Source organism: Burkholderia sp. LA-2-3-30-S1-D2 (genome assembly GCF_001523915.2).
GTDB classification, from domain to species: Bacteria; Pseudomonadota; Gammaproteobacteria; order Burkholderiales; family Burkholderiaceae; genus Burkholderia; species Burkholderia diffusa.
Genome location: NZ_CP013383.1, coordinates 2,389,873 through 2,410,286, shown reverse-complemented (window position 1 = coordinate 2,410,286; position 20,414 = coordinate 2,389,873). Strand labels below are relative to the sequence as shown.

The following is a 20,414-nucleotide window of genomic DNA, read 5'->3' as shown; positions in this document are numbered from 1 at the left end:
TGAACGTCTGCGCTCCGCCCATCCGGCGGGCCCGGGCGCTTCCGGAGTGGCGCGTGCATGCAGTGTTTCAAAGGTGCGCATGAAGATGAACGGCTTTAATGATGTGGCTCGGCAAGTCCCGGTCCGCGAGAGGAATGTGAAATGACGCTTCGAGTGGTAGTAACCGGTATGGGCATTGTGTCTCCGCTGGGTTGCGGCAAGGAATTGGTGTGGCAGCGCCTGATCGGCGGATCCTCGGGGCTTCGCCGGCTCGGTGACGATATCGTCGGTGACCTGCCGGCCAAGGTCGGCGGGACCGTACCGGCGAAGGCCGACGATCCTGACGGTGGTTTCGATCCGGAGTGCTCGGTGCCGAACAAGGAACTGAGGAAGATGGACCGTTTCATCCAGATGGCGATGGTTGCCGCGGATGAGGCGCTCGCGGAAGCGGGGTGGGCGCCGCAAGCGGAACATCAACGCGAGCGGACGGCCACCGTCGTGGCGTCGGGCATCGGCGGATTCCCGGGTCTGGCCGAGGCGGTGAGAATCGGCGAGACGCGCGGCGTGCGGCGGTTGTCGCCATTCACCATTCCGTACTTTCTGTCGAACCTGGCCGCCGGCCAGATTTCGATCAAGCATCAGTTTCGCGGGCCGCTGGGCTGTCCCGTGACTGCCTGTGCGGCGAGCGTGCAGGCAATCGGCGATGCGCTGCGCCTGATCCGGAACGGCGAGGCCGATGTCGTGCTGGCCGGCGGCGCGGAAGCGGCATTCGACAAGGTGAGTCTGGGCGGATTCGCCGCGGCGCGAGCGCTGTCGACCGGCTTCGGCGATCAGCCGGTTCGCGCCTCGCGGCCATTCGACCGCGATCGGGACGGATTCGTCATGGGTGAGGGGGCTGCAATGCTGGTCGTCGAGTCTCTCGACCATGCCATCGCGCGTGGCGCCCGCCCCATCGCGGAGATCATCGGGTACGGAACCACGGCGGACGCCTACCACATGACCGCCGGGCCCGACGACGGATCCGGCGCAATGCGCGCGATGAAACTGGCCCTCGCGATGGGCGACATCGCCCCGGAGCAGGTCGACTACGTCAACGCGCACGCGACATCGACGCCAGTCGGCGATTCCGGAGAAATCGAGGCGCTGAAGACTGTCTTCGGCGTGGGTGCCGGCCCGGCGATTTCGTCGACCAAGTCGGCGACGGGGCATTTGCTCGGGGCGGCCGGCGCGATCGAAGCGGCATTCTCCATTCTCGCGCTGCGGGATGGCGTGATGCCCGGCACGCTGAATCTCGAGCACCCCGACGAGGCTGCCGCCGGACTCGATCTGATCGGACCCTCGGCCCGGCACGTTCCCGTCGAAATTGCGCTGTCCAACGGTTTCGGATTTGGTGGCGTGAATGCGTCGGTGCTGTTCAAGCGATACCCGCCGGATCGGGCTGCAGAAACGCATTGAGCGACGCGCACCGGCTGCGCGCACGCGTCCGATTTCGCAAATACGTCGCATCGTCCGTATCCGCTGCTTCTTCATCGACTCGCTGGTGACGGCGATGGCGAGGTCGCGTCACGTGCAATTCCGGTTCTTGTCGTCATCCTAAGGAAATTCTCCGTGTTAGACACCCTCATCGTTGGCGCCCGCTGCGCGGGCGCCACGCTCGCGATTCATCTGGCGCGCGCCGGCAAGCGCGTTCTGGCAATCGATGCGAGCAACCTGCCGAGCGACCAGCCAATGTCCACGCACTGGATTTCGCCCTACGGCATGGCGCTGCTTGACGAACTGTCGCTTGGCGACAAGGTGCGCCGTTTCGCGCCGCCGGTGCCCAGCATGATGTATGGGGTCGATGACATACTCGGCCGCGTCGAGTATCCCGTCGGCGGACGCTGCTCCTGTCCGCGTCGCATGGATCTCGATGCACTGTTGCTGGAGGAGGCGCGAGCGTCGGGGGCTCAGGTCCGCACGCGGACCCGGCTGGTCGGTCTGTTGCGCGACGGCGAACGGGTGACGGGCGCCGTGGTGGAACATGACGGGGTGCGTGAAGAGATCCGCGCGCGAGTCGTGGTGGGCGCGGACGGCGCGCACTCGACGATGGCGGAACTCGTCGGTGCCGAGGAGTACCACGGCTACGACTGCCCGCGTGCCATGTATTGGGCGTACTGGCCGCGGCCGGACTGGTTCGATACCGATCCGCGCTATCGCGGCGGGGCGATGAACGGCACCTTCGGCGACGATGTTGTCTTCGTCTTTCCCACCAATCGGGACTTGCTGCTGATTGGCGTGGCGTTCCCGAAAACGGAGTTGCCGGAATGGAAAGGCCGCGCGCTCGAGAAGCTCACGGAGACGCTGAAGAGCAACCCCCATACGGCCCCGCTGATTGCCGACGCGCCCGCCAGCAAGCTGCTCGGCGCATTGAAGCTGCGCTTTTTCTTCCGTCAGGCTGCAGGGCCCGGCTGGGCCCTGGTGGGCGATGCGGGCCTCTTCATGGACCCGTCGCCCGGGTTCGGGATTACCGACGCACTTCGCGATGCGCGCGCGCTCGCCCAGGCAATCGTCGACGGGGATGACCATGCGCTGGAGTGCTACTGGCGCCAGCGCGACGCAACCTCGATCGACCTGTTCGAATACTCGCGCGGCCGCGGCGCACTCGGCCACAACAATCCGCTCAGCCGGATCCTTTACCGCAAGCTTGCGAGCGACCCGGTGCTGCAGGCGCGCTTGCTCGCTTCGCAGAGTCGCCAGTGCTCGCCGTTTGCCGTATTCGATCCGAGCGATATCAAGCAGTGGGCGGACGAGGCAATTGCCGGCGGAGAAACCGGCGTGATCCAGCCGTTGATCGACATGTCCCGGCGAGGCGAGGCGATTCGCGCCGAGATGGCGCGGCGCGTGCGTCTTGCAGAAGAGGCGCGTGCCCGGCGGTCCCGCGCGCCCTGGTCGGACGAACTTGAATCGTCCGCAGCCGGCGTCGAGCGCGACGCGTCAGTCGGGGAATCCATGTGAGCGCGCGGAACATCGGTGCGTGGTCGTTGCGGCCACGTGATTTCAAGCCACGGCGCGGCCCGTTCGCCAATCGTCAGCACTGCGTCGCATCAATCGAGGAGAGAGGCCATGACCATCGCAGCCACGTTGGACAGTGACGTCACATTGTCGCGGCTCAAGCTGCCACGGCACTTCCATCGGATCAGCTCGGTCGCCACGATTCTCTATCTGGCACACGCGCTCGCGTTCTTCCTGATTCCGGCCGCGGTGGCGTTCGCCATCGTCGATATTCCGGCGTCGGCGCCGGTCCGTATTGCGATGGCCATCGTCCTGGGTGTGATCGGCGGACATGGCATGCATTTGCTGACCTTCGTCGGGCACGAGGGGATGCATACGAACCTGCATCGCAACAAGTACGTGAGCGCCGCGCTGGCGCTGATCTGTTCGTCATTGGTGCCGGGTTTCCTGATCGTTGGCTTCAGCATGACTCACTGGAAGCACCATCGCTTCACTGGACAGGACATCGATCCGGATGTCCAGATCTATTCGCAGTACAGAACCTTCTGGTCGCGCTTCTTTCTCGCGCGTTCCAAGGGCGTGAGGATTTACACCAGGAACGCCATGCGCATGGCGGCAGGCTTGCCGTGGCCGGAGAACACGCGGCTGCCGTTCAGCCAGCGCGAAATGCGCTGGATTTCGCGGATCAACATCGCGCTGAGCCTGTGCGCGATAACAGCCTACGGATTCATCTGGCATCGCTCGCTGTGGCTCGGTTTCACGGTCATGCTGATTCCGTATATCGGGGTGTACGTATTCAGCACCATCCGCGCGTACATCGAACACACGGATACCGTGCCGGGGCGATATCGCGACAGTCGCAGCTACACGTCGCCGATCTATACCGCGCTGTTCTTCGGCAGCAACTTCCACCTTGAACACCACCAGTATCCGGCCGTCCCGTGCTACCGGTTGCCCGCGCTTCACACGTACCTGTCGTCGCATGGGCTGTTCGAGGCGGCAGGTGCGCCGGTCGAGCCGTCCTTCCTTGGCGCGCTTCGTTATACGACCGGCCGCTTCCAGTATCCCTGCGTCAGTTTGCAGTCGGCGTCGGACGAATTTCTCGAGCGGATGGCGGACGGCCGTCTTGATCGCGAAGCGGCCGGAGCAGAGGCTCGGGACGACGACCAGCTGGTCGCGGTCGCGCGCAGGTAGGACAGATCGAACGCACACGGCGACTCGAGCTCGCGTCGGGTGCGCCATATCGCCGCCCAAGTAGCAAAGTGAGGAATTATGTTTATCCAGAATGCGTGGTACGCAGCAGCACTTTCAGCGGAAGTCCAGCGGGAGCCCTTTGGCCGGACGATTCTGAACCAGAAGATCGTCATGTACCGCACGCAGGCGAATCAGATCGTCGCGCTTGAAGATCGGTGCCCGCACCGGCAGGTTCCGTTGTCGCGGGGGCGGGTGGTCGGCGACGAAATCCAGTGCTGGTATCACGGGCTCAGGTACGACTGCTCCGGCGCGTGCGTCGGCATTCCGAGCCAGAGCGTGATCCCGAAGGGCGCACGCGTGCGGTCGTTCCCCGCCGTCGAGAAATACGGCTTCATCTGGCTGTGGACCGGCGAGCCCGACAAGGCCGACGAGGCGGCAATCCCCGACCACCGGGTGTGTTCGGCGCCCGAGCTTGCCGGGACGATGAGTTATTGCACGATCGCGTGCAGCTACCTGTTCGGCATCGACAACATCCTCGACATCTCGCACGCCGCCTTCGTGCATGCGAAGACGCTCGGCTCGCTCGACATCGTCGAGACGCCGCCCGAAATCGTGATCAACGACGGCGAAGTCCGCGTGCGCCGCTACTTGCGCCGCGAGAAGACGCCGCCGCTCTACACCCATATCCTGAAGCTCGACTACATCGACCGCTTCCAGGAGGTGCTCTACTGGCCCATCGGCAACACACGGGTCGAAACGAGGGCACATGCCTGCGACGATGCGAGCGGCCAGGTCTTCCATGTCTATACGACGACGATCTTCACGCCCGCCACGGATACCACGACGCATGTCTTCGTGGGCATGCATCGCGATTTCGACGTCGACAACGAACGGTTTACCGAGTTCACCGCGAAGGAAGTGTTCGCCACCGTGATGGAGGACAAGGATGTTGCGGAGAGCCTGCAGGCGAACTGGAGCCCCACGGCGCCGATGATCGACATCCAGCTCGATCGGCCGGCGTTCGCCGCGCGGCGGATATTGGAGCGAATGGGTGCGAACGCATCCATTCGGGCGTCCGTATGACGCCCGTCGGGACGGAGCGCGTGCCGCACGCGCAGGAAGAAGCGACGATGATCGGGAAGGACGCGACGATGCATCACCAGGGACAGTCCAGCCTCTATGTCGGCGAGTTGCTGCGCGAACTCGGATCGTCGACGCAGGACGAGGTCAGCTTGCTACATCCCATGACGTTTGGAGCGATCGTCGGTCGCGCCCGCGTCGAGCGTCTTGCGACTGCCGCCGCCGGCATCTTTTCCGAAGTCGAGTCGAAACACGCATGGAGCGGTGCGGACATCGGCGGGCGCGAATGGCTCGGCCACTTCCAGGGCCGTCAAATTCGCGGCGTGACGGTGGCACGCCGGTCCGGCACGCGCATCCAGGTCGACATCTTCCTTGGCTCGTTTCCCGCGCCGGTGCGGCGGGCGCTGTATGACGCGAGCCGGGATCTCGTCGACGCGGACGCGTGGGTGCTGCCCCCGGGAATCGATACCGCGTTGCCGCCGATACCTGCTGACGAAGTGCTGGACGCCAAGTTGCCGTTCCCCATCATCGACGAGATGTTTCTGACCAGCCCGGTTGCCTGCAAACCGATTCGCGGCCGCGATGACGTCGAGCGCGTTTGCGGTCATTCGATGGCGGTCTACGGTGGACGAGCGAGCGGGCCGCGTCTGTCGGAAAGCGCGACGACGCTGAGCCTCTGGACAGGCGAGGTTGGCGGGTTGCCGCTGGAAGTGGCGAACGTCATCTACTGGGAAGATGCCCGGACGGTCAAGGGCATGGCAATGGCGATGCGCCCGTGGCCGGTCGTTGCGCTGTTTCAGGCGCGGATGCAGGCGCGAACGCTCCCGTTTCTCGATCCGTCGTATTTCGAATCCGAATCGCGTGACGGTGTGACGCCCGTTCAGCTTGGCGAGGTGTAAGTCCATGAACGGACCCAGCGTGTCCGCCGCGCAGGCGCAGCCGAGCTTGATTTCACCGTGGCCGGTATTCTGGATCGCCAGCGTGGCGGTGTTTCTCGTCTCGATCGACGTGACCGTGCTCTATGCGGCATTTCCCGCTTTGCGACGGGCGTTTCCCGATGCCGACTCTGCCGGCCTGTCGTGGGTTCTGAACGCGTACACGCTCGTCTTCGCCGCGTTGCTCGTGCCGGCGGGCCGCCTTGCCGACTTGCGCGGCCGCAAGCGCACGTTCCTGTTCGGACTCGCCATGTTCCTGGGAGGATCTTTCGGCTGTGGCGTTGCCACCCATGTCGAGATGCTCTGGGCAATGCGCGCGGTGCAAGGAGCGGGGGCGGCGCTGTTGTTGCCTGCATCGCTGTCGATCCTGCTGGCGGCGTTCCCGGTCGGCAAACGGTCAGTGGCCGTGAGCCTGTGGGGCGCAGTCAGCGGCGTAGCCGGGGCATTGGGGCCGAGCCTCGGATCGTTCTTGGTGGATCGCTTCGGCTGGCCCTGGGCCTTCTTTCTCAACCTGCCGCTCGGCGCAATCGCGCTATGGCAGGGGTGGCGCATTCTCGACGAGTCGCGTGATCCCGAGCGCGGTGCACCGCTCGATCTGGTGGGGGTGGTCCTGCTGATTCTTGGCGTCGGCGCCATCGCGGTCGGCCTGGTGCGGTCCGAGGCGGTCGGCTGGACTTCGCCGGAAGTGGCATTCGCAGTCGCAGGCGGGATGGGCATGCTGGCGGCATTCGTTGCATGGGCTCGCAGGGTGCGTACGCCGGCAATCGATCTCTCGCTGTTTCGGGATCGGACTTACTGCTTCATCAATCTTGCTTCGCTGTGCTTCGCGATCGGCTTTGCGATGATGTTTTTTCAGACGTTCCTGTTCACCACGGGTGTCTGGTCGTATTCGCTGACGCGTGCGGGACTGGCCGGCAGCCCCGGGCCGCTGCTCGTCGTTCCCACGGCGATCGTGTGCGGACGGTTCGCGGCGCGCGCGGGGCACCGGATTCTGCTGGTGACGGGCAGCCTGATCTCCACGGCGGCGAGCATCTGGTTCGCGCTGGTGCCCGGGGTCAATCCGGATTATGTGCATGCGTGGCTGCCGGGTGCGCTCCTCACCGGGCTGGGGGTCGGCATGGTCATGCCTTCGCTGTCAGCGGCGGCCGTCGCGCATCTGCCGCCCGCGCGATTTGGCGTGGGCTCGGCGGTCAACCAGGCGATACGCCAGGTGGGATCCGTTTTCGGCGTCGCGCTGACGGTTGCCATCACCGGCAATGCGATAGCGCGCCTCGCCGAATTCCGCACCCTCTGTTATCTGCAGATCGCGCTTGGCCTGGCTACCGCGATCCTGTGTGCGCCGGTCGATACCCGACCTCGAGCGCTTGCATCCGCGGCCGCGCGCTGATGCAAGCGTGTCGTCCGGCACGGGTTCGCGCACGAAGCTTTTACAACAACAACATCGATTATCCGAGGGCCTCATGATGACCGGTAGTATTCCCCCCTCCGCCGAGATGGCGGAGCGCTCGTCCCTGCTCGACATTCTTCGAGCGCGCGCCGAGCAAACGCCGGAGCGGATCGCATTTCATTTTCTTCGCGACGGCGAGGACGATGTCGTGAACTGGTCGTACGGGCAGTTCGCCGCCGCTGCCGTCCATGTGCGGGACATGGTTCTGCAGCACCCGCTGCACGAGCGGCGCGTATTGCTGCTGCTCGAACCCGGTCTGGGTTACGTCGCGGCGCTGTTCGGCATCCTGCTGGCGGGTGCCACCGCGGTACCCTCGTTTCCGCCGGCAGGCGCGCGCGCGGTGGCCCGCTTCGCATCGATTTGTCGCGATGCTCACCCGGACGTGGTCATAGCCGGCAAGCTTCATCGCTCACTGCAGCCACAGCTCGACGCGCTCTACGGTGGTCAGCGTGACGCGCCTGCATTGCTGACGCTCGACGAAAGTGCGTTCCACGAAATCGAAGCGTCGGCATATGGCATGCGGGACGCGGTGCGGGGTGTCGACCTGGACCGGCCGGCGCTGCTTCAGTACACGTCCGGATCGACGGGCGAGCCCAAGGGCGTAGTCGTCACGCACGAGAACCTCGTCAGCAACTGCGCGGTGATCGCCGAACGGATCGGCCCGGATCGCGATCGTGTCGGGTGCACGTGGCTGCCGCCGTATCACGACATGGGACTGATGGGCGCGCTGCTGCTCGCGGTGTTCAGCGGCTTTCCCCTCGTGATCCTGTCGCCGCAGCATTTCGTCCAGCGGCCGTATCGCTGGCTCAAGGCAATCAGCGATTACCGCGTGACCACCAGCGTCGCGCCGAATTTCGCGTTCGACCTGTGCGTCGACAACATCAGCGACGAAGAGGCAGACACGCTCGATCTCGGCTCGCTGCAGCACGTATTTTGCGGCGCGGAGCCGGTGAGCCACGCGACGCTCGAACGTTTCTTCGCGCGCTTCGGCCGGTATGGCTTCGAGCGTCGCGCCGTGGTGCCCTGCTACGGGATGGCCGAGGCGACGCTCTATGTATCCGGCAAGGTGGGGCGTTCGCCGATCACCCTGATCGATGTCGACAAGGATGCACTTGCTCATGGCCGGTGCGAGCTACACGCGTCGGAATCCGATGTGCGCGGGCGTACCACGCTGGTCGGGTGCGGCCCCGTGGCAGCCGGGCATCGGCTGCTGATCGTCGATCCTGAGACGAAGCGCGTACTGCCGGACCGGGCCATCGGTGAAATCTGGTTCAGTGGCCCGAACGTTGCCGCGGGCTATCTGAATCGCGACGACAGCGCCGACGTTTTCGCGGCCTCGCTCAGTGACGGAGACGGCGAGGGCGAACCCGTGCGCTACCTCCGCACGGGCGACCTCGGCTTTCTGAACGACGGCGAGCTGTTCGTGACCGGGCGGATCAAGGACATCGTGATCGTCGCCGGGCGCAATCTCTATCCGAACGACATCGAAGGATCGGTGCAATCGGCGCACGACGCGATTCGCACGAACGGCGTGGTGGCGTTTTCGATCGACGGCGGTCCAGCGGAGTCGCTCGTCATCGTCGCGGAACTCAAGCGCTCGCGCCGGCTGAATCCCGAGCAAATGCGCGAGGTGCGCGCGGCGATCACGTTGGCGGTCACGCGGGACCACGGGGTGTCGCCGGCGGTGGTGCACCTGGGGCCGACCGGCTCGATTCCGCTTACGACCAGCGGCAAGGTGCGCCGGCAAGCGTGCAAGCAGGCGTTCCAGCAAGGTCGCCTGAGCGCGCTCGAGGCACGCACGTGAGCCGCCCGCCAGCACTTCATTTCCAAATTCCATCGTCGCTTTCTTTCTTCGGAGCCAGTCATGGCTGAAGCGGATTCCTTGGCTTCGCGTACGCCGGCAGCCACCCCTGTCGCGGAAGCCGATACCGACGTGCGCGCACGCAGGCTTGCTTATCTGACCGTGGGCATTCCCGCGCTCGGTTTCGCGCTAGCGATCGCCTACACGTGGATATTCGGCGTTCGCACAACAGACTTCGTGCTGCTGGCGGTGATGTATTTCTCGACCGCGATCGGCGTCGAAACCGGCATGCACCGATATTTTTCGCACCGCTCGTTCAAGGGGCGGCCGATCGTCACCGTGATGCTTGGCGTACTCGGCAGCATGGCTGCCCAGGGGCCGATCCTGTTCTGGGCCGCCACGCACCGGATGCATCACGCGTTCACCGATCAGGACGGCGATCCGCATTCGCCGCGCCCGCGCGCGAACCGGCACGGCAAGCCGAGCCGGCTCGCGGGCCTTTGGCACGGTCACGTGGGCTGGCTGTTCACCGTGCGGCGCGAGAACTGGAGCGCGTATGCCGCGGACCTGCTGCGCGACCGCCTGATCGTCAATCTCAATCTTCGATACGCGTGGTGGGTGGTGCTCGGCCTCGCAATACCCGCGCTCGCGGGTGCGCTGCTCGCGCCCGCGGGGCAGGCCTTGTTCGGGGCCGTCGGTGGCTTCCTGTGGGGCGGTCTCGCACGAATCTTCCTGCTCGATCAATCGACATGGGCCGTCAATTCTCTGTGCCACACCATCGGCACCCGTCCGCACGCGACGCGCGACCACAGTCGCAATCTGGGCCTGCTCGCGATCGTTTCGGTGGGCGGCGCGTGGCACAACAACCATCACGCGCAGCCGGCCTTCGCCAACAACGATCACACGTTCTGGCAACTCGATCCCTCCGCCTGGATCATCCGCCTGCTCGACGCGCTGGGGCTCGTCACGGAGGTGCGCTACGCCCCGAAGCGCCGCGCGGCGGCCCCCTCAACTTCGCCGTAATCCTGTTAGCGTTTGGAGAATCCTATGAATTCGTCGATTCAGGTTGCACCCGGCGTGACTGCCGCCGGCGGGCTGTCGGCCGCCGACGGTGAGATCCCCGGAGTTTCGCCGCTAAAGGGCAGTGGTGCGCGCGTCAAGCGCTATACCGCCCTGGCCGTGATGCTGGTGCCGCTCGCCGGCTTTGCGCTGGCGGCACGCCAACTCGTGCTGGGAGACTTCACCGTCACCGATCTGGTGCTGTTCGGGGTGTTCTATTTTCTGCATATGGGCGGGATCACGATGGGCTTCCATCGGTATCTCGCGCACAAGACGTTCCGGACCTCGAAGTGGTTCGAGGGGCTGCTGCTGATCTGCGGGTCGATGGCCGCCCAAGGACCGATCATGTTCTGGGTGACGACGCATCGCCGTCATCATCTGTACAGCGACCAGCAAGGCGATCCGCATTCACCGAACCTGGTCGGAGAGGGCCTGTTCGCCAAGCTGCGCGGCCTTTGGTATGCGCACATGCCGTGGATGCTGGCCGCGGACGTATCGGGCTGGACGTTCTTCGCACCCGACGTGTTGCGTGATCGCCGTCTGTTTTTCTATCACCGTACCTATGTCTGGTGGATCGTGCTCGGTCTCGTGCTGCCAGCCGGGATCGGCGGCGCCATTGCCGGCTCCTGGCACGGCGCGTGGAACGGTCTGTTGTTCGGCGGTTTCGCGCGGATTTTCCTGGCCAACCAGGCCGCCTGGTGCGTGGGTTCGGTGTGCCACATGTTCGGTGGACGGCCGTTCAGGACAGACGACAACAGCGCAAACAACTGGACGGTCGCCGTGCTCACGTTCGGCGAAGGCCTGCAGAACAACCATCACGCATTCCCGGCTTCATATCGCCACTCGGTGAAGTGGTACGAGCCGGATCTCAGCGCGTGGGTGCTGTGGACACTCGGCAAGCTGGGCGTCGTGTGGGACCTGCGCCAACCCGGGCCGTCCGCAATCCGCAAGCTCGCCAAGCAGCCGTATTGAAGAAAGTTGCCGTCGTGATTTCGTTCATTTCCCTCGTATAGAAGGATTATTCATCATGTCTCAAGCTGGAATTCTGGGTGGTCTGTTCGGCCGCAAGAAGGCGATGGCCGCCGATATCGGCCCCCTCACCGAAGCGTCGATCCGTAGCTGGCTGATCGACCGGCTCGCCAGGCAGTTGAAGGTGGACCGGGCTGCCATCGACCCCGCGAAGCGCTTCGACGAATATGGACTCGATTCGATCGTCGCGGTGCAGGTGTCGGGCGATCTGGAGAAGGTCGTCGAGCAGCGGCTGTCTCCGGCGCTGCTGTTCGAACACAACAGCATCGACGAACTGGCGCGCCACCTGTCGACCGAGCTCGGCTTGCAGGCTGCGTAAGCGGGAGATCGACATGACGAAAAAATACACCGTCCCGAGCGCGCCGCCCGCGCGTTTCGACGAATTCCTGCAGAAATCGAAGGCGCTCGAGGGCGTGCGGCTGACCGACGCGATTCCAAAGTCGTTGTACGAACCGCGTGCGTGGCGTGGCGTTCTCGGTTTCGTGGTGAGCTATGCCGCGTACATCGGCGCGATAGTCGGCATCGCGTACGCACCGCACTGGCTGTTCTATGTTCCGCTGTGGCTGCTCGCAGGGCTGGGCGGCTGGGGGTTGCACTGCATCGCGCACGATTGCGGGCACAACTCGTTCTCCCGCTCTCGATGGTTCAACCTGGCGATCGGTCATTTGTCGCTTCTGCCGCTGTTGTATCCGTTCCACGCGTGGCGCCATACGCACAACCTGCATCACGCGAACACCAACAACCTCGAACTCGACACGGACTGGCGGCCCATTCCCGCGCCGCTTTACGATCGCATGTCGCTCCTGAAGCGTCTCGAGTACGCCGGTACCCGCAAGTGGCTGTTCTGGGCAGGTACGGTCAGCTACTGGAGGGAATCGGGATTCCGTCCGGGCTTCTATCCGAAGCGCGAGATGCGGCGCGACGTGAAACGCTCGATTGCGTTCGTGCTGATCGCGTCGGCGCTCTACTTCCCGGCGCTGATCTACTTCACGGGCATCACGGGCCTGTTCCTGTACTTCGTCGTGCCGTGGCTCATGATTCACGCTTGGTTCAGCGCCACGACGCTGATGCACCACACGTCGGACGACATCCCGTTCCTGCCGTCGCAGCACTGGACGCCGAACGCCAGTCGCCTGCTCGTGACGACCGACTACCGGTATCCGAAGTGGCTGCATTTCATGACTCACAACATTTCGGTGCATACGGCGCACCACGTCGCGCCGATCGTGCCGTTCTACAACTTGCCGAAGGCCCAGGCGGCGCTCAAGGAGGCGTTCCCGGGAATGATCCGCGAAAAGGATTTCACGTTCGGCGATCTTTGGCACGTGATTCGTCATTGCCATTTCTACGACACCGAGTCGGGCTACTACCGGAGCCTGTCCCGGGAAGCCGTGCCCGTCGGCGCGCATACGGCGGCGGAGGGCCGGTGATGGTGTCCGCGAACCATACGGAAGCCTCGCCGATCGCACGGCGCAAGGCGAATGCGCCATCGTTGCGCGTGCAACTGAGTCGCCGTGCGTTCCGGATGCTGAATGCCTTCGCGCCGCGCATTGCCGGGAGGCGGGCGGCCGACGCGTTCGGCTTCACGCGCGGCTACGGGCTGCCTGTCAGCGATCGGGTGCCACTCGGCGCCACGGAGACGCCGATCGAGGGCAATGCGGATATCGACCGGGCTTATTGCTGGGAGGGCGGGGCGTCGCGCGTGCTGCTCGTGCACGGCTGGGGCACCGACAGTAGCAGCATGCTGAGCTTCGTGAAGCCGATGCAGAACCTGGGCTTCTCGGTGGCGTCATTCGACGCGCCTGCTCACGGTCGTTCGCCGGGCAAGCATACGACGATGACGCAGTTCACCCGCGCGACGGGCGCGGTGCTCGACGCGATCGAAGGCGCGCACGTGGTGATCGCGCATTCGCTCGGTTCGATCGCGGCGGTTTCCGCACTGGCGGAACGCTCGCGCCGCGCATCGTTGCGCTGCATCGTGCTGATCGCTCCGACGAGCGGGCTGACCGAGGTGCTGGAGCGCTGGGCGAGCCGCGACATGGCGCTCCCGCGCCCGGTGGTCGAGCGCATTTTTGCGGAGCTGCATCGCCGCAACGGCGTACCGGTCAGCCATTGGGACATTCTCGCGCGCGGCACGTCGCTCGATGTTCCGGTGCTGGTCGTGCACGATCCGGCCGATTCTGTGGTGCCGTACTGCGAGGCGCAGCGGGTCGTGGCCGGTCTTCAGGAGGCGACGCTGTGGCCGGCCCCGGGCGCGGGGCATGGGCGAATCCTGTCCGACGCGAGGGTGCGCGAGCAGGTGCGCGAATTTGTGACGCGACAGATGTCGAATTTTGGAGAGTTGGCGAGATGAGCACGACAGCGGTGGAGATGCGGACGTTGATGTGTCTGGTGTGCGGCTGGATTTATTCGGAAGAACGGGGGGCGCCGGACGACGGCATCGCGCCGGGAACGCGCTGGGAAGACATTCCAGCCAAGTGGAAATGTCCGGAGTGCGGCGTCGGCAAGGAAGATTTCGAAATGGTGTCGATCTGACGTGATGGAGGGGCGCGCGTCGCCTTTCCTCGCGCCCGGCAGCGCAACAGCAGGTTTTCCGCGTGTGCCGGGCAGGCGCTGCGGTACCCCATCCCGGCAGGCGACTCGTGCGGCGGCGGTGCTATCCGTTCAGCCGGAACCGACCTTTGAATGGAGTGTGGAAATGGTTGCACGACAGGTAGTGATCTGCAGTCCCGTCAGAACGCCCATCGGCGCGTTCGGCGGCGCGTTGAAGGACGTTGCCGCGACCGCGCTCGGCGCAGTCGTGGTCCGCGAAGCGGTACGTCGCAGCAACGTCGATCCGGCGGAATTGGCCGCGGTCGTGATGGGCAACGTCGTCCAGGCAGGAAACAAGATGAATCCCGCGCGTCAGGCAGCCATCGGGGGTGGCGTTCCGGTGGCTGTGCCTGCGCTTACTGTGAACCGCGTGTGTGGCTCGGGTGCCCAGGCTATCGTGAACGCGGCCCAGGAAATCTGGCTTGGATTCGGTTCGGTCGCGGTAGCGGGCGGAATGGAAAACATGGACCGCGCCCCGTATCTGCTGGAAAGCGGGCGATGGGGCCATCGGATGGGGAATGCAGGGATCGTCGACAGCATGCTTGGGGACGGCCTCGTCGACGCGTTTTCCAACCGGCATTCCGGATGGCACACGGAGGATCTCGTTGCAGCAATGGGGATCACGCGCGCGCAGCAGGACCGGTGGGCGGCGCGTTCGCAGCAGCGCTTCGCGCAGGCTCAGGGACGCGGGGCGTTCGACCCGGAGCTTGTCGCGGTCGAAATCGAGGGGCGGAAACAGACCGTCAGATTCGAGCGCGACGAGCAGCCGCGGCCGGACACGACGGTCGAGTCGCTTGCCGGATTGAAGCCCGCGTTTCGCTCCGACGGCACCATCACCGCGGGCAATGCGCCCGGATTGAACAGCGGTGCGGCGGCGATGATCGTGGCGGAGCGGGAGTATGCCGAGGCGCGTGGTATCGAGCCGATCGCGACGCTCGTGTCGTATGGCGTGGGTGCGGTCGAGCCAGGCATGTTCGGACTGGGGCCCGTGCCGGCAGTCAGGATGGCGCTCGCGCGTGCCGGATGGTCGTTGAACGACGTGGAGCGTTTCGAGATCAATGAGGCGTTTGCCGCCGTGCCGATCGCGGTCGTCCGGGAGCTCGGCATCGACGAGGAACGGGTGAATGTCGAAGGCGGGGCGATTGCGCACGGTCATGCCATCGGCGCAACCGGTGCCGTCTTGACGACCCGCCTTGCGCGTTCGATGCGCCGCGATGGCGTGAAACGCGGCATGGTGACGTTGTGCATCGGCGGCGGCCAAGGCATCGCCCTCGCCCTGGAGGCCGTCTGACGGCGTCTCGATCGCGACAGGAGCCGGCAACGTCCCGACCATCAGCAATCACGGAGAAGACATGGACCAGCGTTCAGCACTGGAAGACCTGTGTGCCCCTGCCGCGACAGGGCACACGACGACGCAGACGGAACTCGCGCGCATGTGGTTGACCCACTTCGGTGCCGACCGCGTGCAGGACCTCGACGTCGGCATGCTCGAGGCGATTGCCTGCTACGTCAGGAAGGGAGTCTCTCCTCCGGGCGAATAGCTCGCGATTCACGTGCGCCCATTGCGTGTCCAGCGCGCGTGACCGGCCGGGCCAAGGGTGCAAGCGCGGCGCAGCTTGCCCCTGGCCTGGCTCGATCCGATCGCACGCAGGCGTGTCGCCCGGCGTCATGGCGTTGATGGTGTCGCGGCGTGTGCGGGCCGGACGGACGTGGACGAAACGCGGCTCTGCCTCAAGCGCGGACGCCGCGGGCGTGCCTGGAATTCTGCGCAGACCCTGGCCACCCGCCTCGCACACAGCCCTCAACGAACCGTCGCCTCGACGCGCGCATCGCCGCCGACTTCCCGGCGCTTAGTCGCCAATACGGTGGCCGGTACATGCGGTCCCGGCACCCGGAATACGGCGACCCTGCGAATCAGATACAGCGTGATAAAGCTGACCGTCACCGCGATGCATTTCGCGGCGTTATTGCCGAGCAGTGCCGAAGCAACGTGCACGATGCCCCCAGTTAGCAGCGAACCGAACCCGCAGCTCGCCGCGAACAGCAGCGCTTCGCCGAGCTGCCGGCGGCCGGTCGTCTCCGAGCGGAATACGAAGCGGCGCGAAAGCATGTAATTCACGACGCCGCCGATCAGGTACGCCATCCACGCCGACATTCCGGCATCGATCTGCATGGTCGAGGTCAGCGCGAGGAACAGAGACCAGTCGGCGACGAGCGACAGTGCGCTCACGACGAAATAGCTGGAAAACATCATGTCCGCCCCCACTGAACAGTGCGGGCCGGGACCGCGCGCAACCCCGATGCGCCGGCTTGCGGTTCGCGGCCACTCTCGTGATATTCCGCGTCCTCATTGACGGCCCAGACGTCGCGAAGCTTGTGCCCGGCGACGATGTTCTCGACGGTCAACATCGCGGTCATCATCGCGTGATCCTGATTGTTGTACTTGTGCATTCCGTTACGGCCGACGAGATGCAGGTTCGGATAGTGCTCGGCCAGATCCGTGCGGACCTGATCCACGATGTCGCGATATTCGTCGTCGTACACGGGATATGCTTTCGGCTGACGAACGACGCGCGATCCGCGAATCTGGTCGCGCGTTGCAAGACCGATTTTCTCGAGTTCAACGATCGCGAGTTCGGTGATATCGGCGTCGCTGCTTTCCCACATCGAATCGCCGTTGAAGCAAAAGTATTCGAGTCCGAGGCAACCGCCCGTCGCCGCGTCCGGCACCATCTCGGGCGACCACGACGCGAAATTCTGGATGCGCCCGACCTTGACGGACGGGTCGTGGATGTAGATCCAGTTGTCCGTGAATGTGGCGGGCCGATCGAGTATCAGTGCGACCGTGATGAAGTCTCGATACTGCAGCTTCGACGCCGCAGCCGCGGATGACGGAGCGGGTGAAATTGCGTTAAGCGTTTCACGCAGCGGCGCGGTGCACACCACGTCGCGCGCGCTGATGCGATTTATCTGGCCGTCCTGGCCGAGGGTTTCGACGAGCCAGCGCTGCGCGCGGCAGTCGTAGTGCATCGCGCCGGCAGCTTGTCCCATCAACAGTCGTCCGCCCTGATCCTGGAATTTCCGGGCGGCGGCTTCCCACAGCATGCCGGGGCCGCGGCGCGGGTAATGGAAGGATTCGATCAGGGTCTTGACCTGGGTCTTGCGCGACCGGATGCCGAGTGAGCGCTTCACTGCACTGACGATGGCGGTAGACAGGCTCAGGCCCTTGATGCGTTGCGCGGCCCAGTCGGCCGAAATCTCGTCGCACGACATGCCCCAGACCTTTTCGGTATACGTCTTGAAGAAGATCGAGAAAAGTCGTTCTCCGAATTGATTGGCGACCCATTGATGAAAGGACTTCGGGTTCGGGCAAGGCTTGACGCGGGCTGCAAGGTACGAAAGCACGCAGCGAGTACTTTCGATGATGCCGAGATTTAGCAGGGCCTCGATTCCGTCGAGTGGGTAACGGTAGAACTTGTTTCGGTAAAAGATGCGCGAGCTGCGCGGGCGCTCGATGAAGTCGTCCGGCAACAGTTCATGCCACAGTGCGACCACGTCCGCGGATTTGGAGAAGAAGCGGTGTCCCCCGATGTCGAAGCAGTGGCCGTTGAACCGTTCGGTACGACTGATGCCGCCGACATAGTGAGGATCCTTCTCGACGAGTGCGACCGACAGCTCGGTCTGCTTGGTCAGCAGATAGCCGGCGGTGAGGCCGCCCGGCCCCGCGCCGATGATGAGTACGTCAACCGATTGATCCATGTTGTCACCCCGAGTCTTAGGTCGCTGGTCCATTGACTTTCGTATCGGCCGCGCCAGCTGGACGGCAAACTGCCATGTCGAATCGATGATTGGGATTTCGCGTTCAAACGTCGTGTGCTGGCGCGGGCCGAGATCGGGATGCATCGCCTCGAGCGGCAGTTGGTGGTCGCGCGGGCACCGCGTTGATCTTGTTGGCTTGTTGCGTGCTCATGAATGACGCGTTCCGAGCTGCGGCAGTCGTCCTGATGCTGCGGCAGTCGTACAGCCAGACAGTGTTGTTGGGTTCGGGTGACCAGGCGTAGCGGGTCACCAGCTCCGGATAGCGCTGATGCGACACGATGAAATCCAGCACCGGGTCTGCACAGATGTGCTGGATGCCCGCTCGGGTCAGCGGAACGTATTCATACCTGGACACGAAAACGGTCGACTTTTTTTCCGTGCCGTTGTCGCCGCGTGGTCGCGCGGCATACGGGTCTTGCTTGATCAGTTCGACCCGCCGTACGGCCTCGAAGGTAGTCCGGCGGTGGAAGATCAGACCCGCAGCCTGTGTCGACGAGTAATAGCTCGACGTCTTCATCATTAGCCACGGATAGACGACTTCGTCCTCCGGGCCGTCCCAATAGACGATGTCGCCGCGTGCGACCGTACCTTCGAATGGCGCGAGGTCCGCGCGGTCGGCGCCAGCTTCCATTATCTTGGCCGGTTCCGAGCGCTGGTCGATATTGACAAGTCCGTAGCCGGCGAATGCGGCCAGCATGACGGGTAGACCGATGACCGCGATGCGTTTGCGCGACAGATTGAGCATGGCGAACAACGCGACCAATGTGACGGCCAGGTGCGTGTGAATGAGCGTTTCGAGCCACGGGATGTCCAGCATCACGCTGCCGGTCGGATATGCGACGCGACCGACCTGATACGCGCACTGGAAGACGATCCAGACCGTCGCGGCAACGAGCGTCGTGCCGATCCACGTATAGCGAAGTGCCGGGGCGAGGTCGCTGAGAAGTGCCCTCGGAGCGCCGGGTGCCGGCCGTCCGGCCGTCGCGTTGTGCGCCACGGAGATTGCCAGCGCGATGATTCCGCCGCCGACGTCGAGCAGTAGCCAGCAAATCGCGAACAACCAGATCAGCGTCGGTTGCGTGTGACACTCGCGTCGCACGAGCAATATCGCCGCAGGCCATTGCATCAACGTCAGCAGCCACAGCGCGCGCCAAGGTTGCAGCTGTATCCAGACCGCGTCCTGTCCGGTCAAGTCCGCGATCGTGGTTAGCGCGACACCGGCAACACCGATCAGCGTGAGGTTCGACCACAGCGTCCGGTGATCCTGAATTTGGGTCGCACATAGCGTGGCAGGAAGTGCGATAGCCCAACACACCTTGCTCCACACAGTGAGCGACCATAAGGTCGGAAACAGGAATGGCGCGTTGTAGCGCGCGATCGACCGCCATTCCGGATCGAACGGATACAGGTGAAGCGCCTTGAACGGCGGCATCTGGACGACGGCGAAAGCGATCAGCGCGAGCGGCAATAGCCGCCACCACTTCGCCCGTGGCATCCGGCCGAGTACGACGAAGACAAACGAAGCGCCGCCGATCAGCGGATGAACGGCAGTTGCGACGATTGTCAGCGCAATGGCAATGCGATATCGGCGCTCGAGCATCGACGCAAGCGCCCACAGGCCAAGCGCTTCGGCAGGAAGCCGGGCGGTGAGAAAGCCTTCGTCGTACGAGAAGATCAACCCTGCGCCGTAATCGGACGGCATGCAGGCAACGAAGAACAATGCGAGCCAATGCCATGGTTCGGGCAGCAGTTTCTTTGTCAGCCGCCACATGCCGCTCCACCAGAGTGCCTGCGCTGCGATCAGGCACGCGAGATTGCTCGCGCGGAGCCCGAACGCTGAGACGAGCTTCGCGAAGATTCGGCCATAAATCGTCCAGCGATCCTGGGAGCCATATTCAAAGAACAGGTCGTGCGAAAAATTCTCGGGATGAGCGTTATATAGCGCCTGCGCGGTATACAGGATCGCGTCGTGTCGAATGCCTGTATAAGGGTGAGTTATCAGGAACAGAACGACCAGCGAAAGCGCAAGTGCGATGACCGAATAAGGTCGTTTCCGAGTCCGATTCATGATTGAATGGAAGACTTTTATCGACGATATTTCATGAGCCCGGCAATCCGTACGCGGCGGAGCGAACCGTGGGGTTCAGGCTTCGCTGACGGCGGCGGGTACATCCTGACGGTCCGGGCCTTTCGGTGAAAGGCCGGGCGGCGCTCAGGGCGTGCGTTGCGGCTTGCAGTCCATAGCCCGCGATACGCGGGTGCTCATGCCGACGACGTGAGAGGTGGCATGGTGCGGTCGTGCGCGCACAGACTTCCGCGGTTTCTGATTCGGCGCGGATGCCTGTCGGAATGTCCGGCAACTGCCGGAGACCGCTCCCGGTGCGATCGTTGCTGCGCCGCTGCTCATCCCCGACGCCGCCGCGATCGAAATGATGATGCTTGTTCTCATCGTGTCCCCCGATGCGTTCTGCACCGAAAAAGCGCTTTT

General features: G+C 64.2%; 18 protein-coding genes. 15 read left to right on the top strand and 3 right to left on the bottom strand.

The window, feature by feature from the left end; translation table 11 throughout:
* The first annotated feature begins 141 nt into the window (after positions 1 to 141).
* The 15 genes from fabF (at position 142) to WS66_RS10960 (ending at position 15,648) form a co-directional block, all read left to right on the top strand.
* On the top strand, positions 142 to 1,434 hold the full coding sequence (gene fabF / locus WS66_RS11030) for a beta-ketoacyl-ACP synthase II (RefSeq protein ID WP_082728914.1): 1,293 nt from the start codon (positions 142 to 144) through the stop codon (positions 1,432 to 1,434).
* Between the two features lie 153 nt (positions 1,435 to 1,587).
* A complete protein-coding gene (locus tag WS66_RS11025; RefSeq protein WP_059601090.1) occupies positions 1,588 to 2,973 on the top strand; it encodes an NAD(P)/FAD-dependent oxidoreductase in 1,386 nt (461 codons plus the stop codon).
* A gap of 36 nt (positions 2,974 to 3,009) precedes the next feature.
* Positions 3,010 to 4,164 carry a fatty acid desaturase family protein gene (locus WS66_RS11020; RefSeq protein WP_236872895.1) on the top strand — a complete coding sequence of 385 codons (1,155 nt, stop codon included), beginning with the start codon at positions 3,010 to 3,012 and terminating at the stop codon, positions 4,162 to 4,164.
* Between the two features lie 78 nt (positions 4,165 to 4,242).
* Positions 4,243 to 5,247, top strand: a complete 1,005-nt coding sequence (locus tag WS66_RS11015) for an aromatic ring-hydroxylating dioxygenase subunit alpha (protein WP_059601095.1) — start codon at positions 4,243 to 4,245, stop codon at positions 5,245 to 5,247.
* Positions 5,248 to 5,294: 47 nt separating this feature from the next.
* Positions 5,295 to 6,143, top strand: coding sequence for a hypothetical protein (locus tag WS66_RS11010; protein ID WP_236872894.1), 849 nt, complete (start codon positions 5,295 to 5,297; stop codon positions 6,141 to 6,143).
* Between the two features lie 4 nt (positions 6,144 to 6,147).
* Complete coding sequence (locus WS66_RS11005) at positions 6,148 to 7,566, top strand: MFS transporter (RefSeq protein ID WP_059601099.1); 1,419 nt, start codon at positions 6,148 to 6,150, stop codon at positions 7,564 to 7,566.
* Positions 7,567 to 7,639: 73 nt separating this feature from the next.
* Complete coding sequence (locus WS66_RS11000) at positions 7,640 to 9,430, top strand: fatty acyl-AMP ligase (protein ID WP_236872893.1); 1,791 nt, start codon at positions 7,640 to 7,642, stop codon at positions 9,428 to 9,430.
* A gap of 60 nt (positions 9,431 to 9,490) precedes the next feature.
* Positions 9,491 to 10,450, top strand: a complete 960-nt coding sequence (locus WS66_RS10995; RefSeq protein ID WP_059601101.1) for an acyl-CoA desaturase — start codon at positions 9,491 to 9,493, stop codon at positions 10,448 to 10,450.
* A gap of 24 nt (positions 10,451 to 10,474) precedes the next feature.
* A complete protein-coding gene (locus WS66_RS10990; RefSeq protein WP_059601103.1) occupies positions 10,475 to 11,458 on the top strand; it encodes an acyl-CoA desaturase in 984 nt (327 codons plus the stop codon).
* Between the two features lie 55 nt (positions 11,459 to 11,513).
* On the top strand, positions 11,514 to 11,834 hold the full coding sequence (locus WS66_RS10985) for an acyl carrier protein (protein WP_059601105.1): 321 nt from the start codon (positions 11,514 to 11,516) through the stop codon (positions 11,832 to 11,834).
* Positions 11,835 to 11,847: 13 nt separating this feature from the next.
* Positions 11,848 to 12,945, top strand: coding sequence for a fatty acid desaturase (locus WS66_RS10980; protein WP_059601107.1), 1,098 nt, complete (start codon positions 11,848 to 11,850; stop codon positions 12,943 to 12,945).
* Positions 12,945 to 13,868: an alpha/beta hydrolase gene (locus WS66_RS10975; RefSeq protein WP_059601110.1), complete on the top strand. Its 924-nt coding sequence runs from the start codon at positions 12,945 to 12,947 to the stop codon at positions 13,866 to 13,868. Before WS66_RS10980 ends, WS66_RS10975 begins: the two co-directional genes overlap by 1 nt.
* Positions 13,865 to 14,050, top strand: a complete 186-nt coding sequence (locus WS66_RS10970) for a rubredoxin (protein ID WP_059532220.1) — start codon at positions 13,865 to 13,867, stop codon at positions 14,048 to 14,050. The genes WS66_RS10975 and WS66_RS10970 overlap by 4 nt, the downstream gene beginning before the upstream one ends.
* 163 nt (positions 14,051 to 14,213) lie before the next feature.
* Positions 14,214 to 15,398, top strand: a complete 1,185-nt coding sequence (locus WS66_RS10965; protein WP_059601113.1) for a thiolase family protein — start codon at positions 14,214 to 14,216, stop codon at positions 15,396 to 15,398.
* A 61-nt stretch (positions 15,399 to 15,459) separates the two neighbouring features.
* Positions 15,460 to 15,648, top strand: coding sequence for a hypothetical protein (locus tag WS66_RS10960; RefSeq protein ID WP_059601115.1), 189 nt, complete (start codon positions 15,460 to 15,462; stop codon positions 15,646 to 15,648).
* Between the two features lie 260 nt (positions 15,649 to 15,908).
* Here the strand turns inward: WS66_RS10960 and WS66_RS10955 are convergent, their stop codons facing one another.
* Genes WS66_RS10955 through WS66_RS10945 form a run of 3 tightly spaced genes read right to left on the bottom strand, consistent with a single transcriptional unit; the run spans position 15,909 to position 19,994 of the window.
* Positions 15,909 to 16,337 (bottom strand): GtrA family protein, encoded by a 429-nt coding sequence (locus WS66_RS10955; protein ID WP_236872892.1) that lies wholly within the window; start codon positions 16,335 to 16,337, stop codon positions 15,909 to 15,911.
* A 20-nt stretch (positions 16,338 to 16,357) separates the two neighbouring features.
* A complete protein-coding gene (locus WS66_RS10950) occupies positions 16,358 to 18,010 on the bottom strand; it encodes an NAD(P)/FAD-dependent oxidoreductase (protein ID WP_236872891.1) in 1,653 nt (550 codons plus the stop codon).
* Positions 17,970 to 19,994: a hypothetical protein gene (locus WS66_RS10945; RefSeq protein WP_059601122.1), complete on the bottom strand. Its 2,025-nt coding sequence runs from the start codon at positions 19,992 to 19,994 to the stop codon at positions 17,970 to 17,972. The genes WS66_RS10950 and WS66_RS10945 overlap by 41 nt, the downstream gene beginning before the upstream one ends.
* Positions 19,995 to 20,414: the final 420 nt, after the last annotated feature.

What these genes read in the sequence shown, in the direction of transcription:
- fabF (WP_082728914.1), top strand. Translation starts at nt 142, where the DNA reads ATGACGCTTCGAGTGGTAGTAACCGGTATGGGCATTGTGTCTCCGCTG.
- WS66_RS11015 (WP_059601095.1), top strand. Translation starts at nt 4,243, where the DNA reads ATGTTTATCCAGAATGCGTGGTACGCAGCAGCACTTTCAGCGGAAGTC.
- WS66_RS11010 (WP_236872894.1), top strand. Translation starts at nt 5,295, where the DNA reads ATGATCGGGAAGGACGCGACGATGCATCACCAGGGACAGTCCAGCCTC.
- WS66_RS11005 (WP_059601099.1), top strand. Translation starts at nt 6,148, where the DNA reads ATGAACGGACCCAGCGTGTCCGCCGCGCAGGCGCAGCCGAGCTTGATT.
- WS66_RS11000 (WP_236872893.1), top strand. Translation starts at nt 7,640, where the DNA reads ATGATGACCGGTAGTATTCCCCCCTCCGCCGAGATGGCGGAGCGCTCG.
- WS66_RS10995 (WP_059601101.1), top strand. Translation starts at nt 9,491, where the DNA reads ATGGCTGAAGCGGATTCCTTGGCTTCGCGTACGCCGGCAGCCACCCCT.
- WS66_RS10990 (WP_059601103.1), top strand. Translation starts at nt 10,475, where the DNA reads ATGAATTCGTCGATTCAGGTTGCACCCGGCGTGACTGCCGCCGGCGGG.
- WS66_RS10985 (WP_059601105.1), top strand. Translation starts at nt 11,514, where the DNA reads ATGTCTCAAGCTGGAATTCTGGGTGGTCTGTTCGGCCGCAAGAAGGCG.
- WS66_RS10980 (WP_059601107.1), top strand. Translation starts at nt 11,848, where the DNA reads ATGACGAAAAAATACACCGTCCCGAGCGCGCCGCCCGCGCGTTTCGAC.
- WS66_RS10975 (WP_059601110.1), top strand. Translation starts at nt 12,945, where the DNA reads ATGGTGTCCGCGAACCATACGGAAGCCTCGCCGATCGCACGGCGCAAG.
- WS66_RS10970 (WP_059532220.1), top strand. Translation starts at nt 13,865, where the DNA reads ATGAGCACGACAGCGGTGGAGATGCGGACGTTGATGTGTCTGGTGTGC.
- WS66_RS10965 (WP_059601113.1), top strand. Translation starts at nt 14,214, where the DNA reads ATGGTTGCACGACAGGTAGTGATCTGCAGTCCCGTCAGAACGCCCATC.
- WS66_RS10960 (WP_059601115.1), top strand. Translation starts at nt 15,460, where the DNA reads ATGGACCAGCGTTCAGCACTGGAAGACCTGTGTGCCCCTGCCGCGACA.
- WS66_RS10950 (WP_236872891.1), bottom strand. Translation starts at nt 18,010, where the DNA reads ATGCATCCCGATCTCGGCCCGCGCCAGCACACGACGTTTGAACGCGAA.
- WS66_RS10945 (WP_059601122.1), bottom strand. Translation starts at nt 19,994, where the DNA reads ATGAATCGGACTCGGAAACGACCTTATTCGGTCATCGCACTTGCGCTT.